This is a genomic window from Mucilaginibacter sp., assembly GCF_041663085.1.
GTDB lineage: Bacteria > Bacteroidota > Bacteroidia > Sphingobacteriales > Sphingobacteriaceae > Mucilaginibacter.
In genome coordinates, this window is the sequence record NZ_JBAZRC010000007.1 from 1 (window position 1) to 16,358 (window position 16,358).

Annotated in this window: 18 protein-coding genes; 12 read left to right on the forward strand and 6 right to left on the reverse strand. The window is 42.9% G+C overall.

Going from position 1 to position 16,358, the window contains the following annotated elements; genetic code table 11:
* A partial coding sequence (locus WC615_RS03400) for a lipocalin family protein (RefSeq protein ID WP_372976739.1) occupies positions 1-341 on the reverse strand: 341 nt, incomplete at its 3' end.
* Positions 342-573: 232 nt separating this feature from the next.
* On the opposite strand from WC615_RS03400, the gene WC615_RS03405 reads away from it, so the two are divergent.
* Genes WC615_RS03405 through WC615_RS03415 form a run of 3 tightly spaced genes read left to right on the forward strand, consistent with a single transcriptional unit; the run spans position 574 to position 2,896 of the window.
* Positions 574-1,242: a hypothetical protein gene (locus tag WC615_RS03405; RefSeq protein ID WP_372976740.1), complete on the forward strand. Its 669-nt coding sequence runs from the start codon at positions 574-576 to the stop codon at positions 1,240-1,242.
* A gap of 37 nt (positions 1,243-1,279) precedes the next feature.
* A complete protein-coding gene (locus WC615_RS03410) occupies positions 1,280-1,756 on the forward strand; it encodes a hypothetical protein (RefSeq protein ID WP_372976741.1) in 477 nt (158 codons plus the stop codon).
* A 48-nt stretch (positions 1,757-1,804) separates the two neighbouring features.
* On the forward strand, positions 1,805-2,896 hold the full coding sequence (locus WC615_RS03415; protein ID WP_372976742.1) for a metallophosphoesterase: 1,092 nt from the start codon (positions 1,805-1,807) through the stop codon (positions 2,894-2,896).
* 86 nt (positions 2,897-2,982) lie between these two features.
* Here the strand turns inward: WC615_RS03415 and WC615_RS03420 are convergent, their stop codons facing one another.
* The 3 genes from WC615_RS03420 to rsfS form a co-directional block, all read right to left on the reverse strand.
* Positions 2,983-3,621, reverse strand: coding sequence for a lactate utilization protein C (locus WC615_RS03420; RefSeq protein ID WP_372976743.1), 639 nt, complete (start codon positions 3,619-3,621; stop codon positions 2,983-2,985).
* 76 nt (positions 3,622-3,697) lie between these two features.
* Complete coding sequence (gene ftsH / locus WC615_RS03425) at positions 3,698-5,809, reverse strand: ATP-dependent zinc metalloprotease FtsH (RefSeq protein ID WP_372976744.1); 2,112 nt, start codon at positions 5,807-5,809, stop codon at positions 3,698-3,700.
* Positions 5,810-5,869: 60 nt separating this feature from the next.
* Positions 5,870-6,244, reverse strand: coding sequence for a ribosome silencing factor (gene rsfS / locus WC615_RS03430; protein ID WP_372976745.1), 375 nt, complete (start codon positions 6,242-6,244; stop codon positions 5,870-5,872).
* A gap of 92 nt (positions 6,245-6,336) precedes the next feature.
* Between rsfS and WC615_RS03435 the strand changes: the two genes are divergently transcribed.
* The 4 genes from WC615_RS03435 (at position 6,337) to pfkA (ending at position 10,360) form a co-directional block, all read left to right on the forward strand.
* Positions 6,337-7,062: a biotin--[acetyl-CoA-carboxylase] ligase gene (locus tag WC615_RS03435; protein ID WP_372976746.1), complete on the forward strand. Its 726-nt coding sequence runs from the start codon at positions 6,337-6,339 to the stop codon at positions 7,060-7,062.
* Position 7,063: 1 nt separating this feature from the next.
* The gene (locus WC615_RS03440; RefSeq protein WP_372976747.1) at positions 7,064-7,516 is read left to right on the forward strand and encodes a protein-disulfide reductase DsbD N-terminal domain-containing protein; all 453 of its coding nucleotides are present in this window, start codon (positions 7,064-7,066) and stop codon (positions 7,514-7,516) included.
* A 5-nt stretch (positions 7,517-7,521) separates the two neighbouring features.
* On the forward strand, positions 7,522-9,264 hold the full coding sequence (locus WC615_RS03445; RefSeq protein WP_372976748.1) for a protein-disulfide reductase DsbD family protein: 1,743 nt from the start codon (positions 7,522-7,524) through the stop codon (positions 9,262-9,264).
* Positions 9,265-9,382: 118 nt separating this feature from the next.
* A complete protein-coding gene (gene pfkA / locus WC615_RS03450) occupies positions 9,383-10,360 on the forward strand; it encodes a 6-phosphofructokinase (RefSeq protein ID WP_372976749.1) in 978 nt (325 codons plus the stop codon).
* Between the two features lie 250 nt (positions 10,361-10,610).
* Here the strand turns inward: pfkA and WC615_RS03455 are convergent, their stop codons facing one another.
* Positions 10,611-12,506, reverse strand: a complete 1,896-nt coding sequence (locus tag WC615_RS03455; RefSeq protein ID WP_372976750.1) for an SPFH domain-containing protein — start codon at positions 12,504-12,506, stop codon at positions 10,611-10,613.
* A 273-nt stretch (positions 12,507-12,779) separates the two neighbouring features.
* Positions 12,780-13,136 (reverse strand): endonuclease domain-containing protein, encoded by a 357-nt coding sequence (locus tag WC615_RS03460; protein ID WP_372976751.1) that lies wholly within the window; start codon positions 13,134-13,136, stop codon positions 12,780-12,782.
* Positions 13,137-13,414: 278 nt separating this feature from the next.
* On the opposite strand from WC615_RS03460, the gene WC615_RS03465 reads away from it, so the two are divergent.
* The 5 genes from WC615_RS03465 to WC615_RS03485 all read left to right on the forward strand — a co-directional run bounded on the left by WC615_RS03465 (position 13,415) and on the right by WC615_RS03485 (position 16,340).
* Complete coding sequence (locus WC615_RS03465) at positions 13,415-13,963, forward strand: 30S ribosomal protein S16 (protein WP_191175155.1); 549 nt, start codon at positions 13,415-13,417, stop codon at positions 13,961-13,963.
* A gap of 77 nt (positions 13,964-14,040) precedes the next feature.
* Entirely contained in the window at positions 14,041-14,568 is a 528-nt protein-coding gene (gene rimM, locus WC615_RS03470; protein WP_372976752.1) for a ribosome maturation factor RimM, read from the forward strand.
* A 193-nt stretch (positions 14,569-14,761) separates the two neighbouring features.
* Complete coding sequence (locus tag WC615_RS03475; protein WP_372976753.1) at positions 14,762-15,205, forward strand: hypothetical protein; 444 nt, start codon at positions 14,762-14,764, stop codon at positions 15,203-15,205.
* A gap of 27 nt (positions 15,206-15,232) precedes the next feature.
* A complete protein-coding gene (locus WC615_RS03480; RefSeq protein WP_372976754.1) occupies positions 15,233-16,129 on the forward strand; it encodes a hypothetical protein in 897 nt (298 codons plus the stop codon).
* 10 nt (positions 16,130-16,139) lie between these two features.
* Positions 16,140-16,340 (forward strand): helix-turn-helix transcriptional regulator, encoded by a 201-nt coding sequence (locus WC615_RS03485; protein WP_372976755.1) that lies wholly within the window; start codon positions 16,140-16,142, stop codon positions 16,338-16,340.
* Positions 16,341-16,358: the final 18 nt, after the last annotated feature.

The following is a 16,358-nucleotide window of genomic DNA, read 5'->3' on the forward strand; positions in this document are numbered from 1 at the left end:
GACATCACAAGCTCACTACTGGTTAATTTTTCTACAGTGGCAATATTGGGTTTGCCATCAACAATAAGAGTTATTTTATTGCCGGATAGCGTCCATTGTGCATTGTCATCATCCATGCTGTCGTAAGCTGTACCATCTTCGTTAAGCTGAAAATATTCGCCATCCTCAAAAGTTTCGGTATCTCCGTTTTCAACAAACTTTACATAAAGCCATTTGCCAACCAGTTTGCTTTTTGATATAGATGTTGAAGAGGAACCGTCTTCGTTGTTTTTTTTGCTGCAGCCGACAAATAGGGTAAGCCCGCCAATAAGTAGTAATGCGATAAGTAATAGTTTTTTCATGATCGTGATAATTAATGTTTAAATGATGATTTGTGACTGCTAAATTATTTGCATCGCAGGCGTATTAGCCCCGTGTTTTCACGGTATTTGCACGGCTTAAACACAGGGTAATTTGGGTGATATGCGCGTTGATGTGCGTTGCCGTTAAACAGAGATTTGTATTAAGCAATTGAAGTTAATTGTGGCCGGGAAAGCCGAAAACGGAACAGAGTAGGCAGCATATATTTTTGATATGAATAACCTTAACCTTTCAAAACTTTTATTTATCCCTCTATTGTGTGCCGGCATAACCGCTGGTGCGCAAACTAACAGCCTTACCGGCATTACCCCGCCGGTTACCAACCCAAACGCTACGGTAGTGTTGGTAAACAGGCCGGTTAACTTAAGCCCTATGGCAAACGAAAAACAGCGCTTTGAGCAAAACACACCCCTGAAAAATGTAACAGCGGCTGATGCTTCCTCATCAACCTTCAATTTTGGGCTGGAGCTTGAAGGCTTACTACCGGTAGGCAATTTTAAAAATTCCGTATCGGCAGGGCTTGGTGTTAACGCGGTAGGTTTATACCACATAGGCGATATTGGCGCGGTTACAGGCAGCGTTGGCTATAACTACTTTTTAGCAAAAGATGAAGTTGACCTTAAATATTCGGGTATTCCAATTAAGGTTGGCTTTTTAGCAAAGCTTAACGATATGTTTTTTGTTGAGCCGCAAGTTGGTGTTTATAGCCTGCGTGTATCTGACGATGATGATAACTCCAGCAGCAGTACCAATTTATTGCTGGCCGCTAAGGTTGGCATTAACATAGGCGAAAAATCTCATTTGGGGGTAGGCTATAACTACATCAAAGTAACCGGCGGCTCATACGGTTTTGCCGGCCTTAGCTACCTGTTCACATTCTAACACATTTATATACAATAGATATTAATACATAAACATTATGAAAACTCTAAAAAGAAATTTATTTGTAAAAAGCCTGCTGCTTTTAATGGTGGTGGCCTTTTTGGGCAGCTGTAAAAAGGATGATAGCGGAGACGACGATATTGGCGCAGGCGCAACCGGTACGTTTACCATAAAGGGTACAAAATTTAGCGGGCCCTGCCAGTCAATACCTGCTACAAGCGGGGTGTCGGGTAATATTGATGTGGTTATCGCTTCAAGCACAGGCGCATCTTTTACTGTTTACAATATGCCAACGGGCAGCAGTGGTACAAGCAATGTGGTTAATTTTGATGATAACACAGGCTTTTCTTCGCAGCTATATGCTTTATGTGTACCTAATAACGGTAGCGTGCTTTATTCATCAACCGGAGGAACGGTCACCAAAAAAAGTTCGAGTTCGTATGAGTTTTCAATTAACATGATCGACTTATCTACAAACGAAAGTGTTACGATAACCGGCAGCGGCAAATATTAATTCTTAAACCTTATCACACAATTATCAGCGGCGCATGTTACTCCACACATGCGCCGCTTTTTACAACGCCTGCTTTATAAACCCATATCGCGCCTGGCCGATAAATTCTCATCAAGGCCCGATAAGGCAAGGGTTAATAAGGCCTTAAATGCTTTATACAAAAGCATAATTACTACACCGGGCAAAAATGGATTGGTAATACCATTTGATACCCAAAAGGATAAATTCATCATCTTTTCAGATCAGCATAAGGGCGCCCGTGACGGGGCAGATATATTTGCCCTGTCAGAGAAAAACTATCTCACCGCGCTGGATCATTATAACCGCGAAAAATTTATTTACATAAACCTGGGCGACAGCGAAGAGCTTTGGGAAAACCTGTTTATAACCGTTAAACGGCATAATAAAGCCACGTTTGAGAAAGAGAAGATATTTATGGAGCAGGACAGGTTTGTAAAAATATTTGGCAATCATGACCTGTATTGGGGTAACGACCCGCTTGCAATGGTAAGCCTGTTGCAAATTTACGGCAAAACAATCCGCGTTTATGAAGGAATTGTTTTACAAACCCATGTTAACGGAAGGCGTTTAGAGATATTTATGACCCATGGCCACCAGGGCGATATGCAAAGCGATGGTAACTGGTTCAGTAAATGGTTTGTATCGGATGTGTGGGGGCCATTACAGGGATACCTGCGCATAAACCCCAACACGCCGGCGTATAACAACCAGCTAAAAACAGATCATAACCGCATTATGTACGAATGGAGCAGCCAACGCAAAAATACATTGCTGATAACAGGGCACACGCACCAGCCGGTATTCCGGTCGTTAACCGAGCTGGAGAATCTTTACATACGCCTTGATAAAGCTAAAGCCGCTAATGATGTTTCCAAAACAGCGGAGTTTGAAAATAAAATAACCAGCCTGCAACTACAGGGAAATACCCCGCCCGATTTTAATGGCTACCTGGATACTTACTTTAACACTGGCTGCTGTTGTTTTAATGATGGCGATATCACCGGGATAGAGATTGCAGATGGTTATATCCGTTTGATAAAATGGGCTTATCACAAAAAGGCGAGCGAAAGGGTGGTGCTGGAAGAGTGTAAGTTGGAGGAGTTGAATGTAGGGTTGTAGCGTTTTGTCATGGTGAGCTTGTCGAACCATTGCAAACTTTGCGTAGTTCATTAGTCTTCGACAGGCTCAGACTGACAAATTAGATACTATCCATCCAATAAAAATACAAACAACTCTTTAGGCCCATGGGCGCCTAAAACAAGTGTTTTCTCAATATCGGCAGTACGGCTTGGGCCGGTTACATGGGTTATCATAGATGGGATGCCGGTGCCGTATTTTTCCTTCAGCAGTTTAAACCCATCTTTCAGATCGAGCACCAATTGCGAGGTATAGGCCAACACAATGTGTACCGGCGGGTAAATACTTAAACGCCTGCCTGCCGCATTGCCGTTTGAAAGCAGGATAGTACCGTTACGGGCTATCAAAGCCTCGCAAAGGGTAAAGCCAACTTCGGCCTGGTCAAAATCTTTATCGGTTTCAAAAAATGGGTATTCGTACTGTTTAAGCATGTCCTGCAAAGCGGGTTCCCAGCAGTATATTTTATGCCATTTACGTTCTTCGGCAAGCTCCAGCAGGTTTTCTATAAACTGCACCTCGTCTTCACAAAAAACAAACTGGCCACTAACGGCTGTAAACTCTTCAGCAAAAAGCACCTCCAGCATCTCGTCGTTAGGCGGATACATGGGCAGGTCTTCCATGTTTGGATAGGGGTTATCACGTTTCTCTAAAAGCGCTTTACGCACCTTTTTTAACAGCTTTTCTTTAGATGTAGTAATATCCCTCATTTTGTAGCAAAAAGCAAAAAGCTTAAAGCTAAGACTCATTTTGCTTTGGTCTTTCTGCTTTAAGCTTTTTGCTATATTATTCTTTAGTTGTATCGGTTTCTTCGGGGTTCCTGTCAAAGGTACCAGAGTGGTCGCCAACGCCTTCATGAACCAGGCTTTGTGCAGCCGGGTCCTGGTTTGATTCCGGGCCATTCACAAATTCATCATAAGTGGTGCGGTTATCAAACGGGCGCTTGCCCAATATCTCTTCCAGATCCGACTGGAATAAAATCTCTTTTTCGATCAGCTTATTGGCCAGTTTCTCTAAACCGTCACGTTTTTCGATCAGCAAACGTTTGGTGCTTTGGTAAACATCGCCAATAAGGGCACGTACTTCATTATCTATCAGTTCAGATGTTTTTTCTGAATATGGCTTATTAAACTGATACTCGCCCTGGGTATCGTTAAATGAAACGTTACCTACTTTTTCATTCATACCATATATGGTAACCATGGCGTAAGCCAGTTTGGTAATACGTTCCAAATCGTTTTGCGCACCGGTTGAGATCTTACCGAAAGTAATATCCTCGGCAACACGGCCACCCATTGTCATGCTCATGCCGTCAAGCAATTGCTCAGTAGTATACAGGAATTGTTCTTTCGGCAAATACTGGGCATAACCCAAAGCAGCAACACCACGCGGAACGATAGATACCTTCACCAACGGATCGGCATGCTCCAGGAACCAGCCTGCAATAGCGTGCCCTGCTTCGTGGTAAGCCACAATACGTTTTTCTTCAGGAGAGATGATCTTGTTCTTTTTCTCTAAACCGCCAATAACACGGTCAATAGCATCCTGGAAGTCCTGCATATCCACCGCCTCTTTGTTTTTACGGGCAGCAATCAAAGCAGCTTCGTTACAAACGTTGGCAATTTCTGCACCCGCAAAACCCGGGGTTTGTGCTGATAGTTTTTTAGCATCAACACCTTCTGCCACCTTAACCGGTTTTAAGTGAACTTTAAAGATCTGCTCGCGGCCAATCAAATCGGGTTTGTCGATAGATACCTGCCTGTCAAAACGTCCCGGGCGCATTAATGCGCTATCCAGTACATCAGGGCGGTTAGTAGCAGCAAGTATAATGATACCGCTATCGGTACCGAAACCATCCATTTCAACCAGTAATTGGTTCAGGGTGTTTTCACGTTCGTCATTGCCACCCATCATCGTGTTTTTACCACGGGCACGGCCAATAGCATCAATCTCATCAATAAAGATGATACAAGGAGCTTTATCTTTTGCCTGTTTAAACAAATCACGAACACGTGATGCACCCACACCCACAAACATTTCCACAAAGTCGGAACCCGACAGCGAGAAGAAAGGTACCTGTGCCTCGCCTGCAACGGCTTTGGCCAATAAAGTTTTACCGGTACCCGGCGAACCTACCAGCAATGCGCCTTTTGGTATTTTACCACCCAGGTTGGTATATTTTTTAGGGTTTTTAAGGAAATCTACAATCTCCATAACCTCCTGTTTGGCTTCTTCAAGGCCGGCAACATCATTAAATGTAACCGATACCTGGGCTTCTTTATCAAACAAGGTAGCTTTGGATTTGCCAATGTTAAAGATCTGGCCACCTGCGCCACCACCAGCACCACCGCCCATGCGGCGCATAATAAACAACCATACACCAACAAGCAGTACTGCCATTATAACACATTGCACCAGCCAGTTGCTTAACAGGTTTTCTTTACCTTGTTGGTATTCAATAGCGGTTTTTTGCGCATCAGGTACATCTTTTTGTGCTGCCGCGATAGATTGCTTTAAGCTTTCGTAAGAGGCATCAGTAAAATTATACTGGGGGTCGTTAGATACGCCCAGGCCGCGTTGCCCTTTACCGGCATCAGCGTACTCTGGCTTTGTTAAACTGTCTTTTTTAATAAAAACTTCGGCAGTTACCAGGTCGCCGTTTTTGTAAGCCACAATGTGGTCAACATCGCCGGTGCGCAGCATCCTGGTGCTAAACCTTTGAAAATCTATTGATTTGCCGGTGCCGCCGCTCATGAGTGTAGGCACTACCAATATACCAATAATAGCTATGGCATAAAGCCACATCAGGTTAAACTTTGGTGGTTTTGGCGTAACTTTTTTATTCGGAACCTTGCGTAAAGGTTTTGGGGAATCTGACTTCTTATCTTTAATTTCCATGTTCTACAAGCTCAAGTATCAATCTATTAGTAATTTAAAAGGGCATTAATTGAGCTTTTTTTAAGCGCTTTTATAGCTTTTAATTTCAGCATCACCCCATAGGTCTTCAACACCATAAAACTCTCGTTTGTCGGTCCTGAAGATGTGTATGACAACATCTATATAATCCAGCAGTATCCATTCGCCATACTCAAGCCCTTCTTTTCTCCAGGGTTCCTGTTGTACAGCTTTGTAAATTTCTTCCTCAACACTATGTGCAATTGCTTTTACCTGTGTGGCCGAATCGGCATGGCAAATTACAAAGTAATCTGCTACCGAACTGTTTATATTACGAAGATCAAGCCTTACCAGATCATTCCCCTTTTTTTCCTGCATGCCATGTATGGCAAGTTCAGAAATATAGGCGGATTCATTTATCACTTTACTTTTTACCATTAAAAAGATTTAGTTTTGAACGATTTCGGGTTTAATAATATTATACGTTGCAAAATAACATATTTTCAGGATTATTTGTTGGACAAAATTTAGTGACACTAAAAGAAGTTGACTCTACAAACACATTCCTTAAAAATATCCTGTCAAATTCCAAGCCAGTACCTGATGGAACGGTCATTATGGCAGAACACCAGTACGCGGGGCGGGGCCAGCGCGAAAACACCTGGCATGCAGAGCCGGGCAAAAATTTAACCTTCAGCATATTGTTACGCCCATCTTTTTTATCGGCATCGCAGCAGTTTTACCTTACCTGTGCCGTTAGTATGGGTGTATATGACGCACTGTACCCCCTGTTGCGTGACAGCCTGAAGATAAAATGGCCAAATGATATTTATTTTGGTGATAGCAAACTTGGCGGGATGCTTATTGAAAATATATTGCAGGGCAGCCAGATAAAGCACTCGGTTATTGGTATTGGTATAAACGTAAACCAGGAAATTTTTGCTGCTGATGCGGTTAATGCTACTTCTATAAAGAAGATATTACAGAAGGATTATGAATTAAAAAATATATTAGCAGAAATTTGCAACCATATTGAGGGCTATTACCTGCACCTTAAAGCCGGAAGGCTGGAGTTTGTAAGGAATATGTACTTAAGCCGACTATATTGGTTAAACGAAGTGCGGCAATTTAAGTCGAACGGACATATTTTTGAAGGCACTATAATAAATGTTAAAGAAAATGGTTTGCTTGTAGTAAAGCAGCAAAACGGCGAACAGGAGTATAACTTAAAGGAAATAGAATTTTTAAACAAATAAGATGAAGAGATTATTTTTAGCGGTTACCGCATTATTAATAACTATTGGTGCAAAAGCACAGGTAGAAGCGCACGTAAAATGGTCGTACGCGGCTAAAAAAACCAGCGCGACAGAGGCTGTTGTATTGATAAAGGCCACTATTGACCAGGGCTGGCATATCTATTCACAAAATGTTAAAGAAGGCGGGCCGATTAAGACGAGCTTTACTTTTGCCCCGTCAAAAGAATACGCATTGGTTGGCAAACCCAGCGAACCAACGCCTATAACCAAGTACGAAAAAACTTTCGGTATGAATGTTGGCTACTTTGAAAACTCAGTTGTATTTCAACAAAAAGTAAAACTTAAATCGGCAAAAGCTTCAGCGGTTAAAGGTAAGCTGGAGTTTATGACCTGTAACGATTCAAAATGTCTTCCACCAGACGAAGTAGAGTTTTCTATCCCGTTAGGTAAATAATTATAATGAAGACAACAGCCATTAACCGTACCCTACTGCGCGGCGCATTCTTATTTTTAGTAACCCTTTTTGCTTTTGTGGTTTTAGCACCGCAACAGCTTAAGGCACAGGCCGCTGATACCGTTTCTACAAACGATGTGGAATTTACGGATGTGCCATCGGCCTCCCAACAGGTCATCGCCAACAAAAAAAACGCTGATTCGCTGGCGAAAATAAAGGCAGATTCTGCTGCAAAAGCGGGCGTAAGTAAAACGGATGCCACAACAATTAAAGCAAATACAAACACAACCGATAGCCCAAAAAGCCTTTGGCAATTATTCATTATTGGCTTTTTAGGCGGGTTCGCGGCATTTTTATTGCCCTGTGTTTACCCAATGCTGCCATTAACGGTTAGCTTTTTTACAAAAAGAGGAGGGAGCAGGGCCAGCGCTATCTGGCAATCATGCCTTTATGGCTTCTCCATTATATTTATATATGTAGTTTTTGGCTTGCTGATCACCATTATATTTGGTCCCGCTGCACTGAACGGGCTGGCCACTAATGGCATCTTCAATTTCTTTTTCTTTTTGATGCTGGTAGTGTTCGGTGCTTCATTCCTTGGCGCATTTGAGATAACACTGCCCAGCTCTTTAGCAAACAAGCTCGACGCAAACTCTGATAAAGGCGGCTTTGCGGGGATCTTCTTTATGGCTGCTACGCTGGTAGTGGTGTCGTTTTCATGTACTGGTCCTGCTATTGGCGGGGTGCTTTCAAGCGCCTTTACCAAAGGCGACAGGCTTGCGCCTGCCGTAGTGATGTTTGGTTTCTCGCTGGCTATTGCCTTGCCGTTTACCATATTTGCTACGTTCCCATCGGCTTTGAAAAGCCTGCCAAAATCTGGCGGGTGGTTAAACAGCGTTAAGGTGATCCTGGGTTTTATCGAGATCGCATTCGCCCTGAAGTTTTTATCGAATGTCGACCTGGCTTACCACTGGAACCTGATTGACCGCGAGGTGGTGCTTTCCCTTTGGATAGCCATTGGTGTATTGATGAGCTTATACCTGATAGGTAAGATCAAATTCTCGCACGATAGTGATGTTACACATTTAACGGTTACCCGTACCTTCATTGCCATGGGTATGTTTGCCTTTACTATATATATGGTGCCCGGCCTTTGGGGCGCGCCGTTAAAAGCCATCAGTGCTTTACTGCCACCTTTAAGTACACAGGATTTTGATATCTCCGGTGGAGGGGGCAGTGCTGCTATTGCAACACCCGCAAATACATCAAGCATAAAAGATAAAAAATACGAAGAGCTTTTTAAACGCCTGCCAAAGGTAAAGGGCCTTGATGAATGGTATGATTATGACCAGGCGGTGCAGCTTTCAAAAGAATTGCATAAGCCCGTATTTATTGACTTTACGGGATGGAATTGTGTTAACTGCCGCCAAATGGAGCAAAACGTTTTGCCTGATCCGGAAGTATTGAAAAGGTTACAAAACGACTTTATAATACTGCAGATGGTCATTGATGACAAAACGGAATTGCCTAAAGCAGAACAATATAATTCGCCCGTTCAAAGAAAAGATATAACCACCCTGGGGGGTAAATGGCTCGACCTGGAGATAAGCAAATACGGATCAAATGCGCAACCTTATTATGTTATTACCAATGAAAAGGGTGAGGCCCTTGTTAAGCCAATAGGCGCAACAGACATAAAATCCTTTATTTCCTATCTGGATAGTGGGGTAGCAGCCTATAAAAAATAGGCAGGTAAAAAAATTTAGTGTAAATTCGCGGAACTTTACGAAAACGATGTAGCAACTCTACATCGTCTTTGTAATTTCTTTCTGTTTACACTTACAAAGCGACAGCGCCCTTTTAAAAATGACGCAGATCAAAAATATAGGAGTTTTTACTTCAGGTGGTGATGCACCAGGCATGAATGCCGCCATCCGCGCGGTAGTACGTTCGGCAACTTATTATGGAATTGAGGTAACCGGTATCCGCCGTGGATACGAGGGGATGATTAATGGTGAATTTTTTACCATGGACAGGAAATCTGTTTCCAACATCATTCAGCGTGGGGGTACCATTCTTAAAACAGCCCGCAGCGAACAATTCAAAACAACCGAAGGCCGCAGATTAGCCTACGACCAGCTAATAAAGCATAACGTTGATGCCCTTGTTGCTATTGGTGGTGATGGTACTTTTACCGGTGCACGTATATTCGGTACAGAGTATGACATCCCGGTAGTTGGTTTACCCGGCACTATTGATAACGACCTTTTAGGCACCGACTTTACCATCGGTTACGATACCGCTATTAATACTGTAATTGACGCGGTTGATAAGATCCGCGATACAGCAGAATCTCACGACCGTGTGTTTATTGTTGAGGTAATGGGCCGCGATAGCGGACTGATTGCCCTGCGTACCGGTATTGCATCGGGCGCGGAAGCCATTGTGATCCCCGAAAGTAAAACCAATATTGATGCCCTTTGCGAGCGCCTGGAGAATGGCCGTAAGGATAAGCTGTCAAAAATTGTAATTGTTGCCGAAGGTGACGACGCGGGTGGTGCTTTCGAAATCGGTCGCCACGTAAAAGAACGTTTCCCGCATTACGATACAAGGGTTTCTATATTAGGCCACATCCAGCGTGGTGGCAGGCCATCATGCCAGGACAGGGTGTTGGCAAGTCGCGTGGGCGTTGCCGCTGTTGAGGCTTTAAGGGATGGGCACCGTAACGAAATGATAGGCGTTATCCATAACGAGATCTCATACACCCCGTTTGAGCATGCCTGCAAGCACAATGTTGAAATAAACCCCAACTTTTTAAAGATAGTAGAGATACTGGCTATTTAAGGTTGGTTGAATATAAAAGGGAAAAGCCGCTCAATTTGAGCGGCTTTTCCCTTTTAGCCTATCCGTCATTGTGAGGAGCGATAGCGATGTGGCAATCTTCGACATACGGGTGAAAATTAGAAGTGCAGGCCTTGTGCGATTCCTTCCCTTGGGAAGGAGGAGGAAGGGGTTTAACAAAGTGACTTCATTAAACCCCTCCCTGCCATCACACGTTTCCGACACACCCCTCCCAAGGGAGGGAATTATTGCATTACTCCCCTTTTTGCGTTACATCCACCACTTTAGTATCGCCTTCGCGTTGCAGCTTTTTAAGCATTTCGCTGCCAATTAAAGCATCTATCATGCCGTTGCCTCCGCCGTTTTGGCCGTTAACCAAAATCTCGGGCACCAGTTTTATGCCATTGCTGGCTAAAGCTTCGGCCACGCGGACTATTGCGTATTGCTCCGTACCCATGGCTTCGGTTTTTTGTTTGGTAACCTCGGCTTCGGCCAAACCTATGGCCTTTATTTTACCAGCATCGGCAGCACCATTAACCTCGGTTGCATTGGCATCCGCTTTAGCGTTAATAGTTTTAGCTTCTGCATCGGCTTTGGCGATGATGGTTTTGTTCTCTGCATCAGCTTTAGCGTTAATCACCCTCGATTCGGCATCACCCTTAGCGGCGGCAACTTTTGATGCGGCCATTTGGGTGTTAATCTCTACCTGGCGGGTTGATTTTACCACCTCGGGCTGCATGTCTGCACCGGCTTTTGCGCTTTCAAATTCCTTACGCTCTATTTGGGCGCTTTTTTGAATTTCGTAAGTAACGCGTTCCTGCTCGGCTATTTTACGGTCGGTAAGGGTTTTCATCAGGGCTTCCGGCGGCACAATGTCACCGATCAGGGTGTCTACACCTTCTACGTTATAATCGGCCAGTACTTTGCTGATCTGCGCACGGGCATCTTCCTGCCTTTGCGACCTGTTGGTCAGGAACTCGATCACTCCACTTTTTTGTGCCGAGTTACGGAAGTAGTTGGCAATAGTTGGCTCCAGCACCTGCGATACCAGGTTTTTTGTATTACCGAACCGGGCAATAACCTTTGGCGCATCGTTACGCGGGATGTGGATGATCTGTGATACGTCCAAATTGAATGTAAAACCATCGGATGAACGCACACTAATGGTACACAGGTTTTTATCAAGCTCATGGCTTTCGGTGCGGCTGTTGGCCCAGTTCAACACTATATTAGTAGTAGGAACGATCTCTACCGTGTGGGTGTAAATGTTTACAGGGTGTTTACCGGGGTCTAACGGTTCATCCCAAACCCCCTTGTCGTATTTTTTCACAATGTTACCGTGTGTAAAGCCCACGCCGCTGGTATCCTTACCCTCGGGGCCAACAAATGAGTTAACCACGCCTACGTAACCAATATGTATGTGGATCATCTCTACCTGTTCAACAATGGCAAACCATGGGTTCAGGTAATAGGTACCTGCCAGGATAACGTCCTCCTGCAAACCTTTTTTACCACCGGCTTTTATAAAAGCCATCGGGTCCTGGTAATTGCGGTGGCCGGCAACCGAGCCGCCGGCAATTTCGCCTTTATCCAAAGGCTCACCATCCAGCGTGGTTACAATACCCACCTTGTTTTCGTGGATGCTGGTAGTTGGCACCATCACAATCTCGAACAGGAAGGTGTTGATACGGTAGTTACCCGGCGTTAAGAACGCGGCTTGCGGACCTTTTTGACCGTTATTTTCAAGAAAAGCCTGCGAATCCTGGAACTTGTCGCAATCTACCGGCTTACCCAGCACACGGCCAATATCCATTGGTGCGCCATCCTTAGCTTTTACCAGGCCCAGTTTATCCTGCGGTACAACGGTAAAGGCTTCCATGGTAATTACATACTGCCATGGCCACATGCGCCAGTACAAACCCGGGGCAAGCGGTTTGGCCTGCATACCCGCTTCGCCATTAATGGCTATGATACGGCCATCAGGCAGCCGCTTGCTCCCATAAAGAGTAAATTTTTTAACAACTAAACCAATACGGTCATCAGGAACGATGATCATACCACATAAAACGCGCAATACAAATTTGTACAGCAAAACAGCAGCCACCAGCGGAAATACCCACCAGAACTGGAATAATAAATTTTCAGACATTTTGTTTAAGTGAATTAATTTAACGGAACCCTTAAGGTGCGGGCCCTCACAATAACTTATAGCTTTATAAGACCTTGGCTATATAGTGATATTATGATGCAGGTGAATTATTCTTGTTACAAAAAAACGAGAAAATATTTTTAGGGATCGCTTGGCAATTTTACTCACCCCGCGGCACTACGTGCGCGACCCTCTCTGCTACGCAAAGAGGGTGAAGAGAAAAGCAAAAACCGGGTGAGTGAAATTGCCAATGGGGTAAGTTTGTGAGTTAACTCACAAACTTTGTTTTATTTTTTCCAGCACTATACCCATATTCTTTTCTATCTCTTCATTAGTAAATCGTAGAACAATCAATCCCAGGCTTTTCAATACCGTATCTCTGTTCTTATCGTATTCCTTTTTATAAAGATGCACCGGCCCGTCAGCTTCAATAACCAACTTTGCTTCGTCACAATAAAAGTCCGGGATGTAATATTCGTACTTGACCATTACCGATTTTACGCAAATAGGACGTTGCCTTAAAAACTTTTTGCCCATTAATCCACGGTTTCGTAATATATTCCAAAGTAAGCCTTCGGCGGGCGTTTGTTTTTGCCGTAGTTCACGGCATAGTTCTGTTATAGACGGCATGAGGGAAAAGTACAAAAAATGCGATGTAGTTTACTCACCCCGACATCGCTCCGCTTGTCGACCCTCTCTGCTACGCAAAGAGGGTGAAGAAGTGAGAAGGAAAAAAGGAACCCCCTCTTTGCACATCAGGGAGGGGGCAGGGGGTGAGATAACTAACGAAGCGAACTAAATACCTACCTAATTAATTACAAGCCTTTTATATATAAATAATAATTTATACCTTTGCATCCCCGCAGAAAGAACTCCGGGGACAATGTTGAATACATAAAAATAAAAGAATGGCAACTAAGATCAGACTGCAAAGACACGGTAAAAAAGGAAAACCTTTTTATTACATCGTAGTAGCAGATGCCCGTGCTCCAAGAGACGGTCGTTTTATTGAGCGTGTAGGTTCATATAACCCTAACACCAACCCAGCTACAATCGACATCAATTTCGAAAAAACTCTTGAGTGGGTAAACAATGGCGCACAGCCAACAGACACTTGCCGTGCAATACTGTCATACAAAGGCGTATTATACAAAAAACACTTACAAGGCGGTGTTAAAAAAGGTGCTTTAACCGAAGAACAGGCAGAAACTAAATTTGCTGAGTGGTTAGATCAAAAAGACAGCAAAATAACAGGTAAAAAATCAAATCTTAACGCTGCAAAAGACGAAGCCCGTAAATTGGCTTTAATTGCTGAAGCTAAAAAGAAAGAAGATAAAGCTGCAGCTATCGCTGCTAAAAACGCTCCTGTAGCTGAAGAAGTAGAAGAAGAAGCAACTGAAGCTCCTGCTGAAGAAGCTGCTGCTGATACCGAAACTGAAGCAGAAAGCGCTGAGTAATTATTTGAACGTAAGTTCTAAAGCAAATGGCGAAGTAACCCAACGGTTCTTCGCCATTGTTATTTAAACGTATTATTATGAAAACCGAGGATTGTTTCAGGCTGGGCAGCATTTTAAAAACCAAAGGCCTTAAAGGCGAAATGCAGGTATATATTGATTTTGAAGGTGCGGAAGCCATCAAGATCAAATCGTTATTTGTGGATATTGCCGGCAAGTTGGTGCCTTACTTTGTAAGCTCGATAAAGTTTTTGCAAAAGAACCAGGCTTACCTAAACCTGGAGGATATAGATACCATTGAGAAGGCAACCATGCTGGTAAAAAAGGATATCTATCTGCCTAACAAGGTAAAACCCAAAAAGAAGAAGGAAGAATTTACCCTTAAAGATGTAAAAGGGTTTATTGCGGTTGATGAAAACCACGGCGAGCTGGGCGAAATACTGGATGTGGTTGAATACCCGCAGCAGCTTATAGCATCGGTAAACTTTAAAAACAAAGAGGTGCTGTTCCCGCTGAATGTTGATATTATAAAAGGGATAGACGTAGAAGGCGGCGAAATTTACATCGCCCTGCCAGATGGTTTGTTGGATGTTTATTTGAGCGAGTAAAAAAATCTGATTTTATTTCAGGCAGAGACGCTAAGACGCATATGGTTTGCAGTTTTAGCGTCTTTTTTATTTTATATAGGCCGATTTTTCATTGCCCCTCTGCGAGAAAATCTTAATAGACAAAAATAAAATGTCAAATATATTTGACATTTGTAAAGTTTGTTTTACATTTGGTAAATCAAACTTTACAATTATGAAATCACGATTTTTATTTCCACATTATTATCGAAGAGTAGGCTACTTCTGTTTTATAGCGGTTATTCTATTTGGCATTGTTTTTAAAATTTTGCACCCGCATGGTTTTGCACAGGAGTTGCATCATGATGCACAGCCGGGAATGAAGCTCTCGCATGATACTACCGCATTGCTCTTGCTTTTCGGATTAATCTTTATCGCCTTTTCTAAAGAAAAAATAGAAGATGAGCATATCTCGCTCATCAGGTTGGAATCATTGCAGTGGGCGGTATATTTAAATTATTTTATACTGGCCATTTGTGTTGTATTTACCAATACAATCGAGTTGATGTATATAATCTTAACAGCGGTATGGGCGCCACTGATATTCTTTATTATCCGCTTTCGCTGGATGATCTTCCGCCTTAACAGGGATGCCGCAAAAGAAGTTGACTTATCATAACAATGTGCACCATTAAACTTTACAATTATGAAATCACGATTATTATTTCCACACCGTTTTAGGCTATTAGGATGGCTTTTGGCGGTGCCGGGCTTTGTGCTTGGCTATATGGTTGTTTACAACGACTACAAAATTCCGGGTTTTGGTATGCAGCTTAGAGAACAGAGCCAATTATTTTTACCCGCTTACGAGAATTTCACAAATGAACTTGCCTTAACATTGGTTGTGGGGGGCTTAGTTTTCATCGCATTTAGCAAACAGAAAATTGAAGATGAGCTTACGGCAAATATTCGCCTAAATGCGTTGTATTGGGCCATATTGGCTAATTATGTAATGTACGCGATGTTTTTAATTACAGCAGCCATAAATAATGTTTTGCAATTGCGATTGATAGAGAACGCGATTGAAGTTATTGCCGGTGGCTTTACTTTTATGACGTATAATTTGTTTACGCCGTTGGCTATCTTTATGGCTCGGTTTTATTACCTTTTATATAAACGTAACGATGAGTACGAAATAAAAACCATCAGATTTTTACCCAATAAGCCCTATCGCCTTATTGGGCAAACACTATCTGTTGCTTTTGCTGTGATGATCATAGCTCAAAGCATTAAGCGGGAAGATATCACCTGGTTGTTTTATACGCTGCCTTTACCAATGTTAATATGGGTATTCTCTAAAGAAAAACAGGAAGACGAGTATATTGGCGCTATAAGACTCGATGCGATGCAACTTTCGGTGTATGCAAACTATATCATATTATTGATAGCAAATTTTGCTTTTTACAGCACCGGCTTTTTATTTGTTATGGCCTTCAACTTTGCTACTATCCCTGCCATTTTTTTAATGGTATTTCACTACCGATTATACAAAATCCGTAAATCGGATGTCGCTTCAGCAAAAAGCAACCTAAACCTGTTATAATACACGCATTATGAAAAACACCTTGCGTGTAGAACGCGCTATAAAAAATATAACCCAGGCCGAACTTGCTGAGGCCATAGGTGTATCTCGCCAAACCATTAATACTATTGAGAGTAATAAATACGTGCCATCAACCGTACTTGCTTTAAAAATAGCCCGCGTTTTTAATAAACCGGTCGAAGCTATTTTTGAACTGGAAGAAGGTGATTAATAAACTATTACCTAAATT